The organism is Caulobacter sp. X, assembly GCF_002742635.1.
In the GTDB taxonomy this organism is placed as follows: Bacteria; Pseudomonadota; Alphaproteobacteria; order Caulobacterales; family Caulobacteraceae; genus Caulobacter.
In genome coordinates this window covers 1717522-1739207 of the sequence record NZ_PEGF01000001.1, presented here as the reverse complement: position 1 = coordinate 1739207, position 21686 = coordinate 1717522, and the positions used below count along the sequence as shown (strand labels likewise).

At 68.1% G+C, this 21686-nt stretch carries 24 protein-coding genes and 1 pseudogene; 12 read left to right on the top strand and 13 right to left on the bottom strand.

Going from position 1 to position 21686, the window contains the following annotated elements; translation table 11 throughout:
• Positions 1-32: 32 nt before the first annotated feature.
• Complete coding sequence (locus CSW60_RS08015) at positions 33-1076, bottom strand: lysine-2,3-aminomutase-like protein (RefSeq protein WP_099536762.1); 1044 nt, start codon at positions 1074-1076, stop codon at positions 33-35.
• Positions 1077-1132: 56 nt separating this feature from the next.
• Positions 1133-2014, bottom strand: coding sequence for a transcriptional regulator GcvA (gene gcvA / locus CSW60_RS08010; protein WP_099536761.1), 882 nt, complete (start codon positions 2012-2014; stop codon positions 1133-1135).
• A 133-nt stretch (positions 2015-2147) separates the two neighbouring features.
• On the opposite strand from gcvA, the gene CSW60_RS24230 reads away from it, so the two are divergent.
• Positions 2148-2270: a hypothetical protein gene (locus CSW60_RS24230; RefSeq protein WP_255408997.1), complete on the top strand. Its 123-nt coding sequence runs from the start codon at positions 2148-2150 to the stop codon at positions 2268-2270.
• An 89-nt stretch (positions 2271-2359) separates the two neighbouring features.
• Here CSW60_RS24230 and CSW60_RS08005 read toward each other — a convergent pair whose 3' ends face one another.
• Both CSW60_RS08005 and CSW60_RS08000 read right to left on the bottom strand, forming a co-directional pair.
• Positions 2360-3301 (bottom strand): electron transfer flavoprotein subunit alpha/FixB family protein, encoded by a 942-nt coding sequence (locus tag CSW60_RS08005; protein ID WP_099536760.1) that lies wholly within the window; start codon positions 3299-3301, stop codon positions 2360-2362.
• Positions 3301-4047, bottom strand: a complete 747-nt coding sequence (locus tag CSW60_RS08000) for an electron transfer flavoprotein subunit beta/FixA family protein (RefSeq protein ID WP_099536759.1) — start codon at positions 4045-4047, stop codon at positions 3301-3303. The genes CSW60_RS08005 and CSW60_RS08000 overlap by 1 nt, the downstream gene beginning before the upstream one ends.
• A 208-nt stretch (positions 4048-4255) precedes the next feature.
• Here CSW60_RS08000 and CSW60_RS07995 point away from each other — a divergent pair, with 208 nt between their 5' ends.
• Positions 4256-4531 (top strand): hypothetical protein, encoded by a 276-nt coding sequence (locus tag CSW60_RS07995; RefSeq protein WP_099536758.1) that lies wholly within the window; start codon positions 4256-4258, stop codon positions 4529-4531.
• 12 nt (positions 4532-4543) lie between these two features.
• On the opposite strand, the gene CSW60_RS07990 is transcribed toward CSW60_RS07995, so the two are convergent.
• Positions 4544-5122, bottom strand: a complete 579-nt coding sequence (locus CSW60_RS07990; RefSeq protein WP_066680094.1) for a cob(I)yrinic acid a,c-diamide adenosyltransferase — start codon at positions 5120-5122, stop codon at positions 4544-4546.
• Positions 5123-5171: 49 nt separating this feature from the next.
• Entirely contained in the window at positions 5172-5375 is a 204-nt protein-coding gene (locus CSW60_RS07985; RefSeq protein ID WP_082769664.1) for a twin transmembrane helix small protein, read from the bottom strand.
• A 342-nt stretch (positions 5376-5717) separates the two neighbouring features.
• On the opposite strand from CSW60_RS07985, the gene CSW60_RS07980 reads away from it, so the two are divergent.
• The 4 genes and pseudogenes from CSW60_RS07980 to CSW60_RS23075 all read left to right on the top strand — a co-directional run.
• Complete coding sequence (locus CSW60_RS07980; protein WP_197426864.1) at positions 5718-5921, top strand: hypothetical protein; 204 nt, start codon at positions 5718-5720, stop codon at positions 5919-5921.
• A complete protein-coding gene (locus tag CSW60_RS07975; RefSeq protein ID WP_099536756.1) occupies positions 5918-6565 on the top strand; it encodes a TetR/AcrR family transcriptional regulator in 648 nt (215 codons plus the stop codon). The genes CSW60_RS07980 and CSW60_RS07975 overlap by 4 nt, the downstream gene beginning before the upstream one ends.
• 80 nt (positions 6566-6645) lie before the next feature.
• On the top strand, positions 6646-7254 hold the full coding sequence (locus tag CSW60_RS07970; RefSeq protein ID WP_099536755.1) for a TetR/AcrR family transcriptional regulator: 609 nt from the start codon (positions 6646-6648) through the stop codon (positions 7252-7254).
• A 15-nt stretch (positions 7255-7269) separates the two neighbouring features.
• A pseudogene (locus CSW60_RS23075) lies at positions 7270-7387 on the top strand (hypothetical protein); the annotation flags it as partial.
• A 54-nt stretch (positions 7388-7441) separates the two neighbouring features.
• Here the strand turns inward: CSW60_RS23075 and CSW60_RS07965 are convergent.
• Positions 7442-9052 (bottom strand): serine hydrolase, encoded by a 1611-nt coding sequence (locus tag CSW60_RS07965; protein ID WP_099536754.1) that lies wholly within the window; start codon positions 9050-9052, stop codon positions 7442-7444.
• A gap of 225 nt (positions 9053-9277) precedes the next feature.
• Positions 9278-10972, bottom strand: a complete 1695-nt coding sequence (locus CSW60_RS07960; protein ID WP_099536752.1) for an acyl-CoA dehydrogenase family protein — start codon at positions 10970-10972, stop codon at positions 9278-9280.
• 123 nt (positions 10973-11095) lie between these two features.
• Between CSW60_RS07960 and CSW60_RS07955 the strand changes: the two genes are divergently transcribed.
• A complete protein-coding gene (locus CSW60_RS07955; RefSeq protein WP_099536751.1) occupies positions 11096-11722 on the top strand; it encodes a glutathione S-transferase family protein in 627 nt (208 codons plus the stop codon).
• A gap of 129 nt (positions 11723-11851) precedes the next feature.
• Here CSW60_RS07955 and CSW60_RS07950 read toward each other — a convergent pair whose 3' ends face one another.
• Complete coding sequence (locus CSW60_RS07950) at positions 11852-13252, bottom strand: hypothetical protein (protein WP_099536750.1); 1401 nt, start codon at positions 13250-13252, stop codon at positions 11852-11854.
• Between the two features lie 237 nt (positions 13253-13489).
• Here CSW60_RS07950 and CSW60_RS07945 point away from each other — a divergent pair, with 237 nt between their 5' ends.
• Positions 13490-14056 carry an SH3 domain-containing protein gene (locus CSW60_RS07945; RefSeq protein WP_099536748.1) on the top strand — a complete coding sequence of 189 codons (567 nt, stop codon included), beginning with the start codon at positions 13490-13492 and terminating at the stop codon, positions 14054-14056.
• A 573-nt stretch (positions 14057-14629) separates the two neighbouring features.
• On the opposite strand, the gene CSW60_RS07940 is transcribed toward CSW60_RS07945, so the two are convergent.
• Together CSW60_RS07940 and CSW60_RS07935 are read right to left on the bottom strand one after the other, a co-directional pair.
• Entirely contained in the window at positions 14630-15739 is a 1110-nt protein-coding gene (locus CSW60_RS07940) for an aromatic ring-hydroxylating dioxygenase subunit alpha (protein ID WP_099537607.1), read from the bottom strand.
• Positions 15740-15805: 66 nt separating this feature from the next.
• Positions 15806-17284, bottom strand: coding sequence for a M20 family peptidase (locus CSW60_RS07935; RefSeq protein WP_099536746.1), 1479 nt, complete (start codon positions 17282-17284; stop codon positions 15806-15808).
• 233 nt (positions 17285-17517) lie between these two features.
• Between CSW60_RS07935 and CSW60_RS07930 the strand changes: the two genes are divergently transcribed.
• A complete protein-coding gene (locus tag CSW60_RS07930; RefSeq protein ID WP_099536744.1) occupies positions 17518-17829 on the top strand; it encodes a hypothetical protein in 312 nt (103 codons plus the stop codon).
• Positions 17830-17922: 93 nt separating this feature from the next.
• Here CSW60_RS07930 and CSW60_RS07925 read toward each other — a convergent pair whose 3' ends face one another.
• Complete coding sequence (locus tag CSW60_RS07925; protein ID WP_099536743.1) at positions 17923-18141, bottom strand: hypothetical protein; 219 nt, start codon at positions 18139-18141, stop codon at positions 17923-17925.
• Positions 18142-18476: 335 nt separating this feature from the next.
• Between CSW60_RS07925 and CSW60_RS07920 the strand changes: the two genes are divergently transcribed.
• Both CSW60_RS07920 and CSW60_RS07915 read left to right on the top strand, forming a co-directional pair.
• Entirely contained in the window at positions 18477-18710 is a 234-nt protein-coding gene (locus CSW60_RS07920; RefSeq protein WP_143324135.1) for a hypothetical protein, read from the top strand.
• A complete protein-coding gene (locus tag CSW60_RS07915; protein WP_099536739.1) occupies positions 18707-19183 on the top strand; it encodes a GNAT family N-acetyltransferase in 477 nt (158 codons plus the stop codon). The genes CSW60_RS07920 and CSW60_RS07915 overlap by 4 nt, the downstream gene beginning before the upstream one ends.
• A gap of 39 nt (positions 19184-19222) precedes the next feature.
• Here the strand turns inward: CSW60_RS07915 and ccrA are convergent, their stop codons facing one another.
• A complete protein-coding gene (ccrA, locus tag CSW60_RS07910; RefSeq protein WP_099536737.1) occupies positions 19223-20497 on the bottom strand; it encodes a crotonyl-CoA carboxylase/reductase in 1275 nt (424 codons plus the stop codon).
• A gap of 276 nt (positions 20498-20773) precedes the next feature.
• Between ccrA and CSW60_RS07905 the strand changes: the two genes are divergently transcribed.
• Entirely contained in the window at positions 20774-21505 is a 732-nt protein-coding gene (locus CSW60_RS07905; protein WP_099536736.1) for an enoyl-CoA hydratase/isomerase family protein, read from the top strand.
• Positions 21506-21686 lie beyond the last annotated feature (181 nt).

The following is a 21686-nucleotide window of genomic DNA, read 5'->3' as shown; positions in this document are numbered from 1 at the left end:
GCTGCGTCGCAACCGAAGGGCGTCCATTCGCCTCAGTCGGCGGCCGGCGGATAGGCGTGTCGGCGGCCATTCGGGTCCTCTACCTGGCCCTCGCCGAGGTAGGCGGGACCGACCGGCGCCTTGCCGTGGCCGCCGGGGATGTCGAGCACATAAGTCGGCTGGGCCAGGCCCGAGAGCGTCCCGCGCAAGGCGCGCATGATCGCCTGGCCTTCCGCGATCGTGGTGCGCAGGTGGGCGGTGCCGGGGGCGAGATCGCCATGGTGCAGGTAGTAGGGCTTGATCCGCGTCTCGACGAAGGCGCGCATCAGCGCCGCCAGGGTCGCCGGATCGTCGTTGACGCCCTTCAGCAGCACGGTCTGGCTGACCATGGCGATCCCGGCGTCGACCAGCCGAGCGCAGGCGGCGCGGGCGGCCGGGGTCAGCTCGCGGGCGTGGTTGGCGTGCAGGGCGACATAGACGGCCTTGGTCGAGCGCTTCAGCGCGGCGACCAACTCATCCGTGACGGCGGTCGGATCGACGGCCGGGACGCGGGTGTGGAAGCGCACGACCTTGACGTGGTCGATCGCCTCCATCCGGTCGATCAGCTTGGCCAGGCGCCGGGGCGACAGCACGAACGGATCGCCGCCGGTGACGATCACCTCCCAGATCCCGGGCCGGCCGGCGATATAGGCGAAGGCCGCGTCCAGCTGGGCCGGCGTCAGGTTCGACAAGCCCTCGGGTCCGACCATCTCGCGACGGAAGCAGAACCGGCAATAGACCGCGCAGGTGTGGGTGGGCTTCAGCAGCACGCGGTCGGGATAGCGATGGACGATTCCATCCACAGGGCTGTGGATGGAATCGCCGATCGGGTCGCCGTCTTCGCCGGGGCTGGCGATCAGCTCCTCGGGCGCGGGCACGAACTGTCGGGCGATGGGGTCGTGCGGATCGGCCGGGTCGATCAGCTCGGCCATGGCGGGGGTAATCGCCACCGCATAGCGCGCCGCCACCGCCTCCAGAGCGGGGAGGCGGTCGGACGAGGTCAGGCCGGCCTCGGCCATGGACCGGACGTCACGGAGGGTCTTTGCGGTGGGGGACATGAGGCGGCGGGATATGATGGATTTTCGCCGTCGGGGCAAATCCGCCGCCGTTCGCCCTAGCTTCGCCGCTCGCCCTCGGTCGCCGCCAGGAACCAGTCCCGCAGCTTCAAGATCCGCGGCAGCTTGGGATTCTCGGCGCGCCAGACGAAGTTGTGGCCGGTCTCGACATCGACCTCGCCCGGCAGGGGGCGGACCAGGCGGCCGTCCTCGAGGTTGCGTTGGGCGTAGCCGGCGCGCGCCAGGGCGAAACCCATCCCTTGGGCGGCGGCGTCCAGCAGCATGGTCGAAGCGTCGAAGGTCAGGCCTGGCGGCAGTTCGGGCGCCTCTATCCCCATGGCGCGGAACCACGTCGACCACGGCATGTCGGTATGCCGCAGCAGCGGCGCGGCCAGCAGGTCCTCGGGCTTCTCGATCGGATAGCGGGCGAGGGTCTCGGGGCTGCAGACCGGGAAGGTGCGCTCGTCGATCAGCCGGGCGCTTTCCACGCCGGGCCAGGGACCGACGCCGTAGCGCAGGGCGATGTCGACGCCGTCGGTGGAGAGGTTGGCGACCCGGTCCTCCACCCGGATGGTGAGGTCCAGCTCCCCGGTCTCGGCGGCGAGGCGGGCCAACCGGGGCGTCAGCCAGCTGGCGGCGAAGGCCCCGCCCGTGGAGATCACGATCGGCCCGCTGCCGGCGCGGCGGGCGTCCTCGACGCCATGCCTGAGCGTGTTGATGGCCTGGCGGACCTGCTCGGCCAGGGCCGCGCCCGTGGGCGTCGGCTCCATCTGGTTGCCGCGTCGGGCGAATAGCTGGACTCCCAGCTCGTCCTCCAGCTTGCGGACCTGCTGGCTGACCGCGCCGTGGGTCACGAACAGCTCCTCAGCCGCGCGGCTATAGCTCTTGTGGCGGGCGGCGGCCTCCAGGGCGACCAGGGACGAGAAGGGCGGAAGGCGCATCGGCGCGCTCAAGGTTGTTAGTCTGGCTTACAAGTTCGCACAGATACCATCGTTCGCAAAGCGGGCGTGGAAGCGGCATGTTCCTCCTCGCGACGCCGCTCCCCACCGCTTCAGACCGATAGAGGATCACGCCATGAAGACCCTGCTGATCGCGGGCGCGCTGCTGCTCGCCATCGCCACCGGCGCCGCGAGCCATTCGCCCAGCCTGTCCGACCCGCAAGCGGCTTGGGCCAAGCCGGTCGTCACCGTCCGCTAGCCCATGACTGGCGCACGAAAAAAGGCCCGGAGTCGCCTCCGGGCCTTTCATGTTTTCTCCTTCTCCCGCAAGGGGAGAAGGGAAGAGCCTTACTTGCCGGCGGCGGACAGGGCGTCCATCAGCTCCGGCACGGCCGTCTTGTAGTCGGCGACCAGGCCGTAGTCGGCGACCTGGAAGATCGGCGCGTCGGCGTCCTTGTTGATCGCGACGATCACCTTGGAGTCCTTCATGCCGGCCAGGTGCTGGATCGCGCCCGAAATGCCGATGGCGACATAGAGCTGCGGGGCGACGACCTTGCCCGTCTGGCCGACCTGATAGTCGTTCGGGGCGTAGCCGGCGTCGACCGCGGCGCGCGAGGCGCCGACCGCGGCGCCCAGCTTGTCGGCCAGGGGCTCGATCACGCGCTGGAACTCTTCGGCCGAGCCCATGGCGCGACCGCCCGAGACGACGATCTTGGCCGCGGCCAGTTCCGGACGGTCGGACTTGACCATCTCTTCGCTGACGAAGCGGGTCTTGCCGGCGTCGGCGCCAGCGACGCTTTCCACCGAGGCCGAGCCGCCTTCCGCCGCCGCCGCGAAGGCGGTCGGACGGACGGTGATGACCTTCTTGGCGTCGCTGGACTGGATCGTCTCCAGGGCGTTGCCGGCGTAGATCGGGCGCGTGAAGGTGTCGGCGCTGACGACCTCGACGATGTCCGAGATCGGGGCGACGTCCAGCTTGGCGGCGACGCGCGGGGCGAAGTTCTTGCCGCCCGAGGTGGCCGGAACCAGGATCGCGTCGTAATTGCCGGCCAGCGCCAGGACGGCGTCGGCCTGGGCTTCGGCGATCCCGTGACCCAGGGCGTCGGACTCGGCCAGCAGCACCTTGCGGACGCCGGCGATCTTGGCGGCGGCGTCGGCCACGGCCTTGGCGCCCTTGCCCAGGACCAGCACGTCCACGTCGCCCGAGATCTTCTGGGCGGCGGTCACGGTCTTGTGGGTCGCGTCACGCAGGTGCGCGTTGTCGTTATCGGCGATGACGAGAACAGCCATTACAGCACCCCCGCGGTGTTGAGCTTGGACACGAGGTCAGCGGCCGTCTCGACCTTGACGCCCGCCGAACGCTTCGGCGGCTCGGTGACCTTCAGGACCTTCAGGCGCGGCGCGACATCGACGCCGTAGTCGGCGACCGCCTTGGTGGCGATCTCCTTCTTCTTGGCCTTCATGATGTTGGGCAGAGACGCATAGCGCGGCTCGTTCAGGCGTAGGTCGGCGGTGATCACGGCCGGCAGGTCGACGTCCAGCGTCTGCAGGCCGCCGTCGACTTCGCGGGTGACCTTGGCGGTCGAGCCCGAGACTTCCAGCGCCGAGGCGTAGGTGGCTTGCGGCCAGCCCAGCAGGGCCGACAGCATCTGGCCGACGGCGTTGTTGTCGCCGTCGATCGCCTGCTTGCCCATGACGACCAGGTTCGGGTTTTCCTCGGCGACCACGGCGGCCAGCAGCTTGGCCACGGCCAGGGGCTCGAGGTCGGCGTCCGAGGTGATCAGGATGCCGCGATCGCCGCCCATGGCGAGCGCCGTGCGGATCGTTTCCTGAGCTTGGGCGGGGCCGATGCTGACGATGACGACCTCGGTCGCCACGCCTTTTTCCTTGAGACGCACGGCTTCTTCGACCGCGATCTCGCAGAACGGATTCATCGACATCTTGACGTTGGCGAGGTCGACACCCGTCTGATCCGCCTTAACGCGGGCCTTCACGTTGTAGTCGATCACCCGCTTGACCGGGACTAGGACCTTCATCGGTTTTCACCGCCTCCAGGTTTTGCGTTTTCTCCTGCTTGCCAATCGACTTAGCGCTTGTGCGCCGCAATGCAAGTTTCCCTTGGCGTAAGCGTAATGCGTTATCTGCGCGCGGGTTCAAACGGTCGTAGGGATTGCGGGGGCTCGCGCGCGTGGGCGAGCGCGCTCCCAATTCCCTTAAGGACGGAAAGGCGCTAAGGGGCCGGCCATGAACAAGACCTTCACCCGCCTGAAGTACATCTTCCTGGGCCTGTTCCTGCTCTCCAGCGCCGGCGTCCTGGCCTATCACGGCCTGTGGGTGTGGCCGAAGCAGCGCTGCGAAGAGCGCGGCGGCGCCTGGGCTGGCAAGTGGATGAAGTGCGCCACGGTCTATCCGATCGAGACCCTGACCCGCCGCCCGACCAACGTGCCGCCGATCAATGGCGAGCCGAAGCTGGCGCCTGAAGCGCCGGCCGCTCAGGCCGCTCAGCCGCAGAAAAAGTAGTCCGAACCCGCGCTACCGCGTCGCGCCGGGCTTCCACAGCACGTCGGCCTTGCCCTTGTCGTTGGCCCAGCGGGCGGCGACGAACAGCAAGTCCGACAGGCGGTTCAGGTACTTGATGGCCGGCGCGCCGACGATCTCGCCCTCGACGGTCATCAGCGCCACGCAGCCGCGTTCGGCGCGCCGGCAGACGGTGCGCGCCACGTGCAGGGCCGCAGCCGCCGGCGAACCGGCCGGCAGTACGAACGAGGTCAGCGGCTCAAGCTCGGCGTTCAGGAGATCGATCTCGCGCTCCAGCCGTTCGACCTGGCTGTCCAGGATGCGCAGCGGCTCCCATTCCGGCTTGCCGTGCTGCTCGGGCGTGGCGAGATCCGCGCCCAGGTCGAAGAGGTCATTCTGGACGCGCTCCAGGATCGCGTCGAGCACGGGATCGCCTGCGGTATGCTGTCGCGCCTGGCCGATCGCGGCGTTGGTCTCGTCCACCCCGCCATAGGCCTCGACCCGTTGCGAGGCCTTGCTCACCGGCGCCCCGGTCGCCAGTCGCGTCGAGCCGGCGTCGCCCGTGCGCGTATAGATGCGATTCAGCGTGACCATCCGTCGCGGACTCTCGTTCCCTGAGTGGCGTTATCTAGCGAGCGAGCCTTCAAGCGCCCTTCCGCCACCAGAAGGCGGCGGCGACCAGGACGATGATGGCGATGAATTGCAGGAGCACCCGCAACCGCATCAGCTTGTTGGAATAGGAACGCCCGAAGTCGCCGCCGCGAAACAGGGCGTAAAGGCCCGCGCCCAGGGCGATCAGCACCGCCAGAAGGGCGGCCGGGACGAGGAAGTCGAACAGATGGGACATGGCCCTAGGATAAGGGCTCACGCGCCGGCGCGCCATAGCGGCGGTCGATCGGCGAAACCCGTCTCCGTTGAGTTTGTTCGGCGAACTCGTTCGACGGGCAAAATGTCGCAGTGACGCTATGGTAGCGTTCACATATCAAGGTTGAGCGCGTTCACTTACGCATTTTCGCCGGATTTCGCGGTTGCAAACCCGTCCTGCTGGCGTTAAGGCCCGCGCGTCCTATTTAGTAGTCTGCGTTCGTTGAACATGATCAACTCCCCACCGCGGATCGTTCAACGCCTTTCAATGACCCCAGCGGGGGTAGGAGATAGCCGCATGGCTCAGAGCGCCTGCTCTGTGGACATGGTCGAGCCTTCCGCGTTCGAGCGCGAAGAGGCCCTGGCCGAAGTCCGCCAACTGATCACCGATCTGCGCGACGCCGCGCAGGACGGCCGCCAGCTGGCTCGCCGTTACGCCGACGTCCTTCAGAACGTCGTCGATGAGTATTGCACCGAGTTCGAGAAGCGGGCCGAAGCCGCTCTCGCCCGCCTGGAGGCCGCCGCATGAGCTTCGTATCCGTCAATATCGACCAGGGGGCCGAGACCCCGGTGAAACTGACCCGCCGGGCCCTGGCCAAGCAGCGCACCCGCGAGCGCGTCCTCGCCGCCGCCCGCCGCCTGTTCAGCGAGCGCGGCTATGAAGGCGCGACCATCCGGGACATCGCCCAGGCCGCCGGCATGTCGACCGGCGCGGTCTTCGCCAGCTTCGCCGACAAGTCGGAGCTGTTCGAGGAGATCCTGACCGCCGACTACGAGGTCATCTACGCCCAGATGACCCAGGCCGCCCGCAACGCCAAGACGATCGATGAGGCGCTGATGGGCCTGTTCGGCGTCGCCTACAGCTTCCATGTCGAGCAGCTGCCGCTGCTGCGCGCCAGCATCGCGGTCTCGTGGACCCACTCCGAGGCCGCCGAGAGTCGCGCCCGGACGGATCTCAAGCATATCTTCCGCCTGATTGGCGAGGCGCTGCAGCGCGGTGTCGACCAGAAGCAGTTGAAGGCCGACGCCGATACTAAACTGTTGGCGGAGATCGTCTGGGACGTGTATCTCGCCAACTATCGTCGTGCGATTTACGACGGCTGGTCGGTCGAGGCTTTGCTGGCGCGGTTCTCCGATCAACTGAAGATCATCTTCGCGGGCGCTCGCGCCTAACGAATGGCGATCCCGTTCCGGGGGGGACGGGGCCGTGTTTGAAGTCAATCATGACGCTGGCGTGTTCGAGGGGGACGTGCGTGGGCGTAAGGAACGAGCAGAAGGCCGCGACGCGCGAGAAGGTTCTCGACGCGGCGCGCGACCTGTTCAACGAGATCGGGTACGACGAGACCACCATCCGCGCCATCGCGGAGCGGGCGGGGGTCTCGGTCGGCAGCGTGTTCACAACCTTCGCCTCCAAGGCGGAGGTGCTGAGCCATGTGATGAACCACAGGCTCAGCGAGCTCTATGCCGAGTTCGACCGGGTGATCCCGGTCCTGCGGGGCAGCACGGCCGACCGGCTGTGCTCGATCTTCGCCATCCACTACGAGTTCGAGACGCGGCGGGTGAAGCTGTTCCTGGCCCACATCGCCGCCTCGTATAATCCCAGCAACGACCCCGAAGTCGCGCCGTTCGGGCGCAATCCCCGCCTGACCCAGATGCTGCTCGACGTGCTGCGCGACGGCGTCCAGAGGGGCGAGGTGCGCGAAGACCTCGACCTCTTGCTGATCGCCGACACGCTGAAGGCCGCCTACGCCTGGAACTACCGCATGGCCGCCGCCGCCGGCGGGCGCCTGCCCGCCGACCAGATGTCTTCGGTGATGGACAAGCAGATCGCCCTGATCGCCGAGGGCTGGAAGCCGCGCTGAAGGGAGCGTTGATAGAAGCGCCCCCTCCGTCGTGATGCGTATCCGCATCCCGCCACCTCCCCCGTTTCACGGGTGAGGAGGAAGCTGCTCCCCTCCTGCCCCGCTTGCGGGGGAGGTGGCGCGGCGCCGATAGGCGGCGTGACGGAGGGGGCGCTCCAAGGCCGAAATAGGTTCGCCGTTCGGGCCCTTAAGACACCTTGCTCAGCCGCAGGTCCTGGTAGTCGTAGCTGAAGTCGGCCAACGGCGAGACCGCCTTGACCAGGGCCGACGCCACGCGCCCGTCCTTCAGGTCGAAGGTGAAGAAGGCGTCCTCCTGGGTGCGGTCGTCGAAGACCGTCTTGAAGACCTCGCCGTCGAACGGCTCAAGCTTGCCGCGCAGGGCGGGGGTCTTGTCGAACGAGACGTGGAGGCCTTTGGCCTTACCCTTCCCGATCACGCTGATCGTCACCGCGCCGTACCAGGGGTCGCGATAGACGCCGGCATAGGCCTCCAGCGGCAGGCTGGGCTTGGCGCCGCCGCTGGTCGGCGTGGTGGCCTTGGCCAGGTCCTTCAGCAGCTGGGTCTCGTTTTCGGCCTGGACTCGCTTGCTGGAGGCGATCCAGTCGTAGTCGCTCCGGCCTTGCAGCCGGTCGGGGCCGCCAAAGCGCAGCGACCGCAACACGGGCGCCTCCTCGGCGTTGGTCATGACCATGATCCCCGATTTCCGGCCGGGCAGCAGGCCCGTGTAGGAGATGAAGCCCGCGAGGCCCCCGGTGTGCCACAGCAGGCGCTCGCCGCGGTGATCCTGGACGAACCAGCCCAGGCCATAGGCCTGGATCGACGGGCGGACGGGGTTCTCGTCGATCGGACCGTCCGACCAGGTGGTGATCGTGTGAGGCTTCCACATCTCGCGGGCGGTGGGGGCGCTCCAGAGGCGCTTGCCTTCAGGCGTCATGCCCAGGCTCAGCTGCGCCTGCATCCAGCGCGCGATGTCCTTGGGCGTCGAGTTCACGCCGCCCGCCGGCGCGGCGGCGTCGAAGCTGTTATCGAAGGGCAGCGCCTTCTGGGGGCCCAGGCCCCGCGTCGGCGGGCCCAGGCGCGCGTGCGGCGAGGCCCGGCGGGACCTGTCGACCAGGGCTGGGCTGGAGACCGTGCTGGTCATGCCCAGCGGATCGAAGATCCGGGTCTTGATCATCTCCTCCCAGCTCATGCCGCTGACCGCCTCGATCACCGCCCCGGCGGCGACGTAGAGGACGTTGTCGTAGGCGTAGCCGCCCCGGAACTGACCGCCGATCGGCAGGTACTTGAGGCCCGCCACGATCTCGGCCCGGGTGTGGGTCGGCGCAGGCCAGATCATGAGGTCGCCCGCGCCCAGGGTCAGGCCGCTGCGGTGGACCAGGAGGTCGCGGACCGTCATCAGCTTGGTGACGATCGGATCGCTCATCTGGAAGGCCGGCAGGTGCTTGGTGACCGGATCGTCCCAGGCCAGGCGCCCTTCCTCGACGAGCATGCCGATCAGGGCTGCTGTCATGGCCTTGGTGTTCGAGGCGATGCCGAAGACGGTGTTCTCGTCGCAGCGGTCCTGGGTTCCCAGCGTCTTGACGCCATAGCCCTTGGCCAGGGTGACCCTGCCGTTCTCGACCACCGTGATCCCGAGCCCCGGCTGGTCGGGGAAGGCGGCCATCACGTCCTGGGCGAACTGGTCCACCGCCGCGCCGACGGCGCCGGTCTCCTGGGACCAGGCGCGGCTCCCAAGCGCCGCCAGGCCCGTCGTCGCGAGGGCCGAGACGAGGGCGGAGCGGCGGGTCGTGGTCAGCATGGGGGAAAGCCTCTGAGATCAGGGCGCGAGGCTATGCTGATGCTCCGGCGGCGGACAAGGGGCGCGGACATGATCCCTCTCTCTTTGAGAGAGGGAGGGGCCCGCCGCGCAGCGGTGGGAGGGTGAGTGGCGGCAGCGGTGACCGATGCGCCGGCACGCCGTCATGTCTCGCAACCTCTCACCCCAACCCTCTCTCAAAGAGAGAGGGAGCTTGTCCGGGGTGTCCTAGTTCCCCCCGTCCAGCAGCCGCCGCGCGATCACCTGGGCCTGGATCTCGCCGGCGCCCTCGAAGATGTTGAGGATCCGCGCGTCGGCCAGCAGGCGGCTGGCGGCGTACTCCATGGCGAAGCCGTTGCCGCCGTGGATCTGCAGGGCGTTGTCGGCGGCGGCCCAGGCGACGCGGGCGGCGATCAGCTTGGCCATGCCGGCCTCGAGGTCGCAGCGCTTGCCCTCGTCCTTCTGGCGGGCGGCGAAATAGGTCAGCTGGCGCACGCCCATGATCTCGGCCGCCATCATCGCCAGCTTGTTGGCCACGCGCGGGAACTCGAAGATCGCCTGGCCGAACTGCTTGCGGTCCAGCGCGTAGCCAAGGCCGACCTCAAGCGCCGCCTGGGCGACGCCGACCGCGCGGGCGGCGGTCTGGATGCGGGCGCTCTCGAACGTCGCCATCAGCTGCTTGAAGCCCTGGCCTGGGACGCCGCCCAGCAGGTTCCCGGCCGGGACGGTGAAGCCGTCGAAGCCCAGTTCATATTCCTTCATGCCGCGATAGCCGATCACCCCGATCTCGCCGCCGGTCATGCCTTCAGCGGGGAAGGGGGCCTCGTCGGTTCCGCGCGGCTTGGGGGCCAGCAGCATGGAGAGGCCGCGATAGTCGGTGGTGCCCGCCTCGGTGCGGACCAGCAGGGTCATGACGTCGGCGCGGGCGGCGTGGGTGATCCAGGTCTTGTTCCCGGTCACCACATAGTGGTCGCCCTTCAGCTCGGCGCGGGTGCGCAGGGATCCGAGGTCCGAGCCGGTGTTCGGCTCGGTGAAGACGGCGGTCGGCAGAATCTCGGCGCTGGCGATCTTGGGCAGCCAGTACTGCTTCTGCTCTTCGGTCCCGCCGGTCAGGATCAGCTCGCCGGCGATCTCGGAACGGGTGGCCAGCGAGCCGACGCCGATCCAGGCCCGCGACAGCTCCTCGGAGACCACGCACATGGCGGTCTTGCCCATGCCGCTGCCGCCGTATTCCTCGGGAATGGTCAGGCCGAAGACGCCCAGTTCGCCCAGTTCCTGAACGAGCTCGATCGGGATCAGCTCGTCCTTCAGGTGCCATTCGTGGGCGTGAGGCGTGACCTTTTCCTCGGCGAAGGCGTGGAACTGGTCGCGGATCATCTCGAAGGTTTCGTCTAGGCCGGTGTTTTCCAGCGTCGGGCGGCCGCGCGCCTCCGCCAGGCGCTGGGCGATCCGGCTCTTCACGGCCTGGGTCCCGCCCTCGACCATCAGCTTCATCAGGCCGTTGGAATAGAGCCGGTTCAGCACCGCGCGGTCCTCGACCAGATGGGCCGGGCGGACGATCTCGCCCTGGTTCATCGGCACGCCGCCGACCAGCTGGGCGCAATATTCGGAGAACAGCAGCTGGGCCAGCAGGGCCTCGATCTCGCCGAACCGCCCCTCGGCCTCCAGCCGCTCGGCCCAGCCGGCGACCTGGTTCAGGAGCTCGGCATATGAGGCGTACCAGCCATAGCCGTGGACGCGGTGCTGGTGGACGTCCGCCAGCTTGCGGTCGACCTTCCCGCCTTCCGGCGCGATGTGGGCGAGAACGGCGGGCTTGGCTTCGGCCACGAACAGCCCCGCCGCGTCGGCGGCCTCGCGCAGCAGGCCGATCAGGCCGGGAAGAACGGGGTTTTCGGCGTTATCGCGCGCGAGGGTCGTGGTCATGGCTTGCTCCCCTTGGCCAAACAGATGTTTTGCGCCAAACAATTGTTTTCTTTCACCGTGGCGCATTTCGCATCTGCGAGCAATGCCGCGCTGCAGCATAACGATCACAAAACGGGGAGTCCGATGCTCAAGGTCCACCACCTCAACGAGTCGCGCTCGCAGCGCATCCTGTGGCTCTTGGAGGAGCTGGGCCTGCCCTACGAGATCGTCCAGCATACCCGCGATCCCCAGACGCGCCTGGCGCCCGCCTCGCTGACCGCGGTCCATTCCCTAGGCAAGTCGCCAGTGATCGAGGACGACGGACGGGTGATCATCGAGTCCGGGGCGATCATCGACTATGTGATCCGCCGTCACGGCGGCGGCCGCCTGGCGCCGGACATGAAGAGCGCCGACTACGACGTCTATCAGCAGTGGCTGCACTACGCCGAGGGCTCGGCCATGCTGCCGTTGCTGCTGAACATGTATGTCGGCCGTCTGGGCGAGGCCGGCGCGCCGCTGCATCCGCGCATCCAGTCCGAGATCGCCAACCACCTGGCCTTCGTCGACCAGAGCCTGGCGGGACGGGACTTCTTCGTCGGCGACAGCCTGACCGGCGCCGACATCCAGATGAGCTTCGTGCCCGAGGTGGCGAAAGCCATGGGCAAGCTGGCCGACTATCCGAACCTGGCCGCCTGGATCGGGAAGATGCACGCCCGTCCGGCTTGGAAGGCCGCGCTGGAGAAGAGCGGGCCGTACGCCCTGGGGGCGTAGCGGCAGCGAGGGTATTCGTGATGAAGCCGGCCCGAGGACAGATCGATCTCAAGACCCGCCTTCCTGGGCCCCGTGCCCAGGAAGGCAAGTTCCTTGGCTTACCCGCCGTGTTGAATACCGTTTCGACCCCTACTGCGCGTTCGCGACCGCCCAGGAGAAGTCCGTGTGGGTGGTGCGGGTCGTGAAGTAGGCCGGGTCGGTGAAGAAGGCGATCGGCTTGTTGTAGTTCGGCGGATAGGGCGCCTTGCCGCCCACGACCGCCACGCCATGGCAGCTCATGCAGTTCGAGGTCAGGCCGGCGGGGATGCCGGACGAGGTCTCGAGATAGGGGTTGAAGCAGACCTGCATGGTCGAGCCGTCGACCGTCGTGGTCTGGCTGTAGGCCGCGCAGGCGGCGTAGTTGTTCCAGGGCGCGCCCAGGCTGGCGGGCTGGTTCTGCTTGCTGCCGGGGAAGCCGTTCGGGGTGTCGGCGCCGGGCTGCCACCAGAAGGTCTGCCAGGTCCAGAACGGGATTTCCTTGGTGCTGACGTGCATGGCCTGAAGCACGGCGAAATCGCCCTCGGCCACGGCCCTGCCGGTCGAGGTCGCGAACTCCTTGGCCTCGGCCGCGCTGAGCCGCACGGCGTAGAAGGTCGAGAGCGGCGCGTACAGGAAGGTCTTGCACGCGCCGGCCGGACCGGCCGAGGCGATCTCGGCCCGGGTCGCCGGACGCACCGCGCCGACACCCGTCGGGGCCACCAGCACGCAGGTCGTCCAGGTGTCGGGCGTGGGGTTGTTCGGGTTGGTGGAGGCGGCCGGACCTTGCCAGAGCGGCTGGATCGTCAGGCCGGTCGCCTTGACCGTGCTGAACACCGGCTTCAGCTCGACGCCCTCGACCGGGAATTCGTTGATCCCGCGAGCTTCCGGCGTCGTGCCGGCGGGCCAGGAGGCGTTCAGCTTCGCCAGGCCGGCGGCGCTGGCGTAGCTGTAGGTTCCGCCGCCTGGACCTGGTTGCGGCGCGTCGATGAAGGTCGCCGCGGCCGGGCTGAACTTGTTGAAGGCGGTGACGGCGGCGTTGCCGAAGGGCAGGGCGGCCTTGGTCGAGAGCCCGTGGTGGAACTGGTGCGGGACCCGGAAATGGCGAAGCGCGCGCGGCTGGGCCAGGCGCGCGGCCAGGGTGGCGGCGCGCGGTCGCAGGGCGGCCTTCAGGGCGGCCGGCGTGCCCGGGAAGACGTCGTCCGAGGTCGCCCAGGTCTCCCAGATCGGCAGTTGCTGGCCGTTGAAGAACTGGCCCGACGGCGTGGCCATGGCTTGCCACAGGCTCCAGGCGTGGCCGCGGATGGCGGTGGTGTCGCCCGCGGCGATCCAGCCGTTGATGACCGCCGGCGGCGCGGGGTAGTCCGGTCCCGTCGGCAAGGGCACGGGCGTCACGGTCGCGGCCGCCAGTAGCGGCTTGGCCGTGGGCTTGGAAACGGCTTCCTTGGCCAGGTACGCGCCGCCGCCGCCCAGCACGACGGCGATGGCCGTCGCGGTCAGACCGATCCTACGCATGTTCGCCCCCTACAGGCCCGGGCGCCTCGCCGCGTCCAGAAGATGAGGCGCTCGCCCAATGCACCTGTCAAGGGTATCGTCAAGAAACGCTCGTTTCGCGCGTGTCGCGATATCGACGCTCAACATGAACGAACTCTGTCAGTCGGGTCCCCGACGCCGTTCAGCTTCACCCTGTCATGGTCTGTCTCACGGGGTTGATGACCCCGGACACATTCCAAGGGACGAAGGAGTTCTCTCATGTTTGGCCAAATGGCTTTCAAGCAGACCAAGACCATCACCCTGACCCTGGGCGCCGCCGCGGCGGCCCTGAGCCTGAGCGTCGCCCCGCAAGCCAGCGCCGGCGTCGTCGGCTGCAAGGCCTCGGGCGGCAAGCAGGAGGTCGGCGCTCTGATCGGCGGCCTGATCGGCGGCCTGGCCGGCAACCAGATCGCTGGCCACGGCGATCGCGGGACCGGCACGGCCATCGGCGCCGTGGTCGGCGCGGGCGCCGGTTCGGCGATCGGCTGCGACATGCAGAAGACCCGGGCCGAGCAGGCGGTCGGCGGCGTCTACAAGTCGGGCGGCTATCGCTACGCCCGGAACGTCGAGGCCGAGCCGCTGGTCAAGATGGGCCACAAGTACGTCGCCCGCTCGACCCTGAACCTGCGCGCCGCCGCCACCACCCGCGCGCCCCGCGTCGGCGCGGTGAGCTCGGGCGAAACCTTCCAGGCCCTGGGCCGCACGGGCGACGGCAAGTGGATCCTGGTCGGCCAGGACGGCGTCGGCGTCGGCTACGTCTCCAGCGCCTACGTCTACCGCGCCTAACGGGTTCTAGAGTTCAGAGTTTTCGGGGCGCGACCGAACCCGTCCCTCAAGGCGCGTTCCGAGGAGAGAGCCCGTCCGGCCCCCATGCCGGGCGGGCTTTTTCGCGGGCATGATCAATGATCTGCGCGAGCGTCCAAGCAAGTAGATTGTGCTTGTGGAGGACATCGAGCCTCTCGGCTTAACCGCCATCCCTTACTTCGAAGCTGCCCTATTGCGCGCAGTGCCAAGGTGACAGTGGCGATCCAAACCAAAAACAAGCCGACGGGGAGCTTGAGCGCTCCGATCGCAACGAGACCAAGGAAACCTAGGACCAACAGCGCCAGGATTTGTGCGAGCGCAAAGGCCAGATCCCGGACATGGGAATGACCGACTGGCGCTAGTGGTTCGTAAGCCGGTGCATGGCTAAAAACATTTGTCTCGTTTGGATCGAGCCCGAGCCTGTTCGCTTTCCGACGTTGGTAGCGAAGGGAGCCGCGCGAGCGATAGCCAACTCCCGCATCCGCCCTTGCTGCTTGTAGGAACAGCCAAGCGATTACCGCAAGGATCAACACTACGATCGCCATCTCAGCACCCTCACGTCCGCCAGCGCAGCGTCTGTTCCTTGACCGGGTTGCGGAACGGACGGCCCTCCAGCCGGCTCCCAGCCCATTCGCGCTTGCACTGGTGGTACCAGCGGGCCTGGGCGTCGGCGTCGCCCACCCACATCAGCGGCGGATTGTGCTTCAGCCCCGGCGTCTGGCAGTCGACGATCTTGCCGTCCTGGCGCAGGAAGGCCCGGGCCGCGATCCGGATGATGGGATAGAGCGCGACGAAGGCCCAGTGGTCGGACCAGATGATCTGGCTCATCCGGGTCTTGCCGGCGTTGATCGGGGTCATGGCCGACAGGGCCAGCACCTGGCGCTTGCCCACCGTCACATGCTCCCAGCGCAGGGCCGGCAGGCGGAAGGTGATCTCGGTCAGCGGCTCGCCGCCCAGGATGGCGTAGGCCTTGGAGTTCTTGGACGGCTCGTGCCGCACCATGGTGAAGCCGGCCTCGGACGGGCGGAAGGTCTTCTTCTTCTCGTGCTGGCTGGCCTTGGTCCGCCACCACCACTGCTGGTGGACGTAAGGCCCGTGCGCCGGGTCGATCAGGCCCAGCACCGCGTGGTCGACATGGACGTCGTAGTCCAGGCGGTCGACCAGCTTGGGCTTGCCGCCCACGACGCCGGGGATGGTCGGGGGCGGTTCGGGCGGCGAGGTCGCGCGGCGTGGGTCCGAGGCCATCCAGATCCACACCAGGCCTTGGCTCTCGACCACCGGATAGCGCGCCACGCGCACCTTGGAGATGTCGAACTCGCTGTCGGCGGTCAAGGACGGGATCGCCTTGCAGGCGCCGTCCGAACCGAAGCGCCAGCCGTGATAGGGGCACTCGATGCTGTCGCTCCCGTCGGCCTCGCGATGCACGCGGCCGGCCGAGAGGGCGGCGGCGCGGTGCGGGCACAGGTCGCCGATCGCATAGGCCTCGCCCTTGCGGGTGCGGCCCATCAGGACGGGCTCGCCGAGGAACTCGTGCTTGGCGGTCTTGCCGGGCTTCAGGTCGGGCGACAGGCAGGCCACGTACCAGGCGTCGCGGACGAAGCCTTCGCCGAACCGGTCGGGAAGCTTGGCCGTGCGGGTCAGGATCTGGGCGTCGTCGGCGGGCATCGGCGGGGTCCAGGGGAAGAAGGTCTTATCGCGGATCAATGCGACAATCGTGCTGACGCTTGGAACTCAGCGGGACGCGGCGGTCTCGACCAGACGCTGGTAAAACCGGACCATCCGCTCGACATTGGCCAGGGTCAGGTGCTCGTTGGTGCCGTGGATGATCTTGGTCTCGTCGACCGTCAGCACCAGCGGCTGGAAGCGGTAGACGTCGTCGGCGACCCCGCCCATGTAGCGGCTGTCGGTGCCGGCGGTGACCAGGCCCGGCACGACCGGCGCCTCGCTCTCGTCGCCGGCCAGGCCCGCGAGGGTCTTCCAGGCCTCGGAGTCGGTCGAGGACACGGCCGAGGGCTCGTCCGGGGTCTTGGTCCAGGACAGCTCCACCGGCAGGCCGCCGACGGCGTCCTTGGCCCTGGCCATCACGGTGGCCGAGGTGTCGCCGGGGGCGATGCGGTAGTTGATCCAGGCCGTGGCGTCCTGCGGCAGGACGTTCTCCTTGGGCGAGCCCTTCAGCATGGTCGGCGCGATCGTGGTGTGCAGCATGGCCGCGCCGGCGGGCGTCTTGGCCGTCACCGCCACCAGCAGCGGCGAGAACAGCCAGGTGTTGGCCGCGAAGATCTTCACCACCGGCGAGGCGTGCGGGGAGATCGCCTTCAGCATGTCCGCGCCCGGCCCCTGGAACTTCATCGGGAAGCCGTTGTCGTGGATCGCCTGCACCGCGCGGGCCAGGGTCACGACGCCGCCGCCGTCCTTGGGCGGGGCCGAGGAGTGGCCGCCGGCGGCCGGGGCGACGACCTTCATCGTCGCATAGCCCTTCTCGGCCGTGCCGATGATGGCCGCGGGCTTGCCGGTGACCGGGTGGTCGGCGACGACGGCCATGCCTTCGTCCAGCACGAACTGGGCCTTGACCCCGCGCGACTTCAGCAGGGCCGCGGCGGCGCGGGCGCCGACGCCGCGCACCTCTTCGTCGTGGCCGCTGACCACGATCACGGTGCGCAGAGGCTTGAAGCCGCTGGCCGCCACCGCGTCGAGGGCCTCGAACAGGGTGACCAGCGAGCCTTTGTCGTCGATCGAGCCCCGGCCCCAGACGGCGCCCTCGGCGATCACGCCGTCGAACGGCGCGTGCTTCCACTGGCCCTCGCTGCCCGGCGTGACCGGCACCACGTCCTGGTGGGCCATCAGCACGATCGGGGGCAGGGCGGGGTTCGAGCCGGTCCAGGTGTAGACCAGGGTGTGGTCGGCGATGACCTCGCGGGTCATGACCTTGTGCGCCTCGGGATAGGTCGCCTGCAGCCAGGCGTGCAGCTTGTCCCACTCGGCCGGCTGGTCCTCGGCGCGATCCTGGTGGCTGACGGTCTGGAAGCGGACGGCCTGCGCCAAATGGTCGGCGGCCTTGGCCACGTCGACGGGCCGCGCGGCGGCCAGACGGACCGAGGCCGGATCGGCCTGGGCCGGCGCCTTGAACGTCGCGGTGCGGACGGCGACCACGGCCGCCACCCCCAACACCAGACCCACGGCCGTCAAAGCGACCCTTCCGCCCCAGCTCATTTTACGCTCCCCGCGACCTTCCCCCGAAGGCCGGGCCTCATGGACCAGAAGCGACTGTGAGGTCGGACGCGACCGCTGGCAATTGGCGGAACGCGAAAATTTATCCACAGGGTGGGCGGGGAAGGGGGCTCAACGCTCGTGGTTTTTGAGGAAAAGCGTCTTGTATTCAGAGGCTTGATGGAAAATACAGGTTTCTTACGCACGGGGGTCTGGAGCGACCCCAAACTCGGGTCATGACCCAAGTCCAAGCCCAAACCTGGTGCGACCGCCTGCAAGCCAAGCTGATGGCCGCCCTCGACGCCGCCTGGGAGACGATCGCGACCAGCGACGATCCCGACCTGATCAAGCGCGCCCGCGAGCGGGCCAAGGCCTGCGGCGACTTCGCCGCCCACGCCCGCAAGATCGCCGCCATGAGCCCGAAGCCGAAGGCGGCGCGGCCTTCGAACGGGTTTCCGGCCCCGTTCGCGGCGTCGGAAAGCCAGCCTCAAGAACCGCCTGCGCGGAAGCTCGACCGCCTCAAGGGCGGCGCGCGCGGGCGATTATAGGCTCTAGCGTCCTGTTTGATCGCCCCCTGGCAGATACAGGGTCGCGCTCAAACGCGCGGGCGCGACCCTATGCCGGTCAAGCGAGCGGAATTTCTAGAAGACGTATTCGACCACTCCAGGCGAAGCCGTCTGGGCCACGCTGACCAGGTATTTCGGGTCCCAGGCGGCCGCATTGCGGATCCGCAGCACCGCGGTCGTGTCCATCTTGCCGATGAAGCCGATCAGTTGCTCCGGCGGGTAGATGAGTGCGTCGATCTCGAAGCCGCCGCCGGCGTTGGCGATGGCGATCAGGGTCTCGATGGAGATTGGCATGGTTCAGTCCCCCGTCCCGCGTCGCGATGCGCCCCCTATGAGCCTCGCGGTGAGACGGACCGAACATGCCAGTCGGAGTTGAGTATTTGGTAAAAGGCGCGCGGGGCGGTCAGGACTTGCATTGACGCGGCGTTGTCAGCGCACGCGCCAGGACCTTAAACTCGCAGCGGATTGCCATGCGGGGAGGGGTGTTGCGGACAATTTCGTCATGGCTCGCCTTGGCTTTCGGCTTGTCTCTCGCGGTGCTGGAGGTCGTGCGAAATTGGGGTCACTGGGAGTGGTGGCCCTTTTGGCTCGTGGACTATATCTCCGCGTCCATGCTGGTGGCTGGCGGCTTGACCGCCCTGAAGACGAGAGCAACCCCATTGCTCTGTGCGGCCTGGGGATTTTCGTGCGCGATGTTCTGGATGTCGTTTTTCGGTCATCTGGACGAGGCGATGAAATCTCTCGCGCTGCTCACCCCGCGCGACCGGTCGTTGACGACAGCCATTGGCGGCATGTTCGTGATCACGGTGGTTGGCATGACCACCGCGCTGTGGGCCTCCATCATGCCTGAGCGACGACGGTGACCAGCGAGAACTCAGCCCCGAGCGCTAAGATACGCCTGGCTCGACCCGAGGAGGCCGATCGGCTGACGCGGTTGGCCATGACCGCCAAGGCCTCTTGGGGATACGACGAAGCCTTCATGGCGATGTGTCGAGCCGAACTGACACTTACGCCCGAGAAGATGAACGCCTGGACGATCTGGGTCGCCGAGTGCGTTGGCGAGATTGTCGGCATGATCGCCCTCGCCAGCAAAGGGCTGAGCGGCGAGGTCGAGGACTTCATGGTTGACCCCGACTTTCAGGGGCGAGGTCTGGGCGCTGCGCTGATGGGCGCACTGCTGGACGAATGCCGCGCGCGCGGTCTTCAGACCATTGGCTTGGACGCCGATCCCAATGCGGAGGGCATCTACCAAAGGCTCGGCCTCACAACGGTCGGCCAATCGCCGTCGCGATCCATTCCCGGAAGAATGCTGCCTCGCATGGTCTTGGCGGTCTGAACGGCCGAGACGTCTCAGCCGTTCAAAGGGAAGCCCGCGCTACAGCCCGTCGCTCAGCTCCTGCACTTCCTCGACCGTGCGCAGGCCGGGGCGCTGGGCGCAGACCAGCACGGCCATGTTGCCGGGCAGGTGCTTGTTGGCCAGCATCTTCTCGTGGGCGGCCGGGATCTGGTCCCAGGGGAAGACCTCCGACAGGCACGGATCGACGCGGCGGTCGACGACCAGCTGGTTGGCGGCGCTGGCCTGCATCAGGTTGGCGAAGTGGCTGCCCTGGACGCGCTTCTGGCGCATCCACAGGAAGCGGGCGTCCATGGTCAGGTTGAAGCCGCTGGTGCCGGCGCAGATCACGACCATGCCGCCGCGCTTGACCAGGAACACCGACACCGGGAACGTCTGCTCGCCCGGGTGCTCGAACACCATGTCGACGTCGCGATTGCCGGTGATCTGCCAGATCGCCTTACCGAACTTGCGGCTTTCCTTCATGTAGTCGTTGAACTCGGGGCCGTTGACCTTGGGCAGCTGACCCCAGCAGTTGAAGTCGTTGCGGTTCAGCACCGCCTTGGCGCCCATCGACAGCACGAACTCGCGCTTGTCCTCGCTGGAGACCACGCCGATGGCGTTGGCGCCGGCGACGGCGGCCAGCTGGGTGGCGAAGACGCCCAGGCCCCCGGACGCGCCCCAGACCAGCACGTTCTGGCCGGGCTTCAACTCGTGCGGCTTGTGGCCGAACAGCATGCGGTAGGCGGTGGCGAGCGTCAGGGTGTAGCAGGCGCTCTCTTCCCAGGTCAGGTGCTTGGGGCGCGGCAGCAGCTGGCGCGACTGCACCCGGCAGAACTGGGCGAAGCTGCCGTCCGGCGTCTCGTAGCCCCAGATGCGCTGGCTGGGCGAGAACATCGGGTCGCCGCCGTTGCACTCCTCGTCGTCGCCGTCGTCCTGATTGCAGTGGATGACGACCTCGTCGCCGGGCTTCCAGCGCTTCACCTTGGCGCCGACCTTCCAGACGATGCCCGAGGCGTCGGACCCGGCGATATGGTAGGGCTGCTTGTGGCCGTCCAGCGGGCTGATCGGCTCGCCCAGCGCGGCCCAGACGCCGTTGTAGTTGACGCCGGCGGCCATCACGAGGACCAGCACCTCGTCCTCGCCGATCTCCCAGACCGGGACCACCTCGACCTGCATGGCGGTCGAGGGCTTGCCGTGGCGCTCCTTGCGGATGCTCCAGGCGTACATGGTCTTCGGCACGTGGAAGGCCGGCGGGATCTCGCCGATCTCGTACAGGTCCTTCAGGACGGGCTTGTCGATTGTCGCGGTCGTCATCTCACTCCCCATTCCTTCTGCGCTGCAACCCTTTATCGCGGTGCAACAACGCTCGAAGGCCAAACTCGGCTGCGCGCCCGGGCGGTAAAGGCGCTAAAAACACCTCCCCTTCGGGTCATTTTTGGCTTCCGGACGCAAAAATCGTTCCAGAAGATCCCTACGCTGAGACAGATGTTTGAAACTGGCAAGTAGAATCTTGTGCGCCGCAACATCATCGCCCGGGCGCCGCGGCGGAAAGGTTGCGACGGGCGGCGGAGCGGGCCACGGTGGCCGCCGATGATCCATCTGTCCCATCCCGAACCTTCGATCGCCCTCGTCGAGCTGGATGTCGCGCCGGCCAACGTCTTGGCTCTCTCCGAGCGCGCGCGGCTGCTAGACGCCTTCGCCGCGATCGAGGCCGATCCGGCCATCCGGGCGGTGGTGCTGACGGGCCGCAACGGCGCCTTCTGCACCGGCGACGACCTGGCCGAGTCGATGACCCGCGACGTCCCGGCCCAGACGGCGGCGATCCTGCACTTCCTGGAGATGTGCGACCGCATCGCCGCCTGCCGCGTCCCGGTGATCGCGGCGATCGACGGCTGGTGCATCGGCGGCGGGCTGGAGCTGGCCTTGGCCGCCGACATCCGCCTGGCCAGCGACCGCGCCAGCTTCGCCTGCTCGGCGGTGCGTATGGGCCTGACCGCCTCGGCCGAGCGCCTGGTGAAGCTGATCGGCGAGAGCCGCGCCAAACCCCACCTGCTGACCGGCGCGCCGTTCGACGCCGCGCGGGCCCTGGCGGACGGGGTGGCGGCCGAGGTGTGGCCGGCGGCGGAGTTGCTGGACGCGGCGCTCGACATGGCGCGGGTCATCGCCTCGCGCGCGCCGCTGGCGGTAGCGGCGACCAAGCGCGTGGCGTCGGGGGTGACGAGTACGGCGGCCGAGATCCCGGCCCTGGCGGCTTCGGCCGATCACGCCGAGGCGCGTGCGGCCTTCGTGGGGAAACGCGCGGCGGTGTTCGAGGGGAAGTGAGCGCAAAATCCCTCTCTCTTTGAGAGAGGGAGGGGCCCAAGCGAAGCTTGGGAGGGTGAGTGGTAAGGGCCCGGGCCGGCCCCCCGAGCTCACGGGATTAGACTCTGCGATAACTCACGGGCCTCGCCCCACTCACCCTCCCACGCCTGCGGCGCGGGCCCCTCCCTCTCTCCAGAGAGAG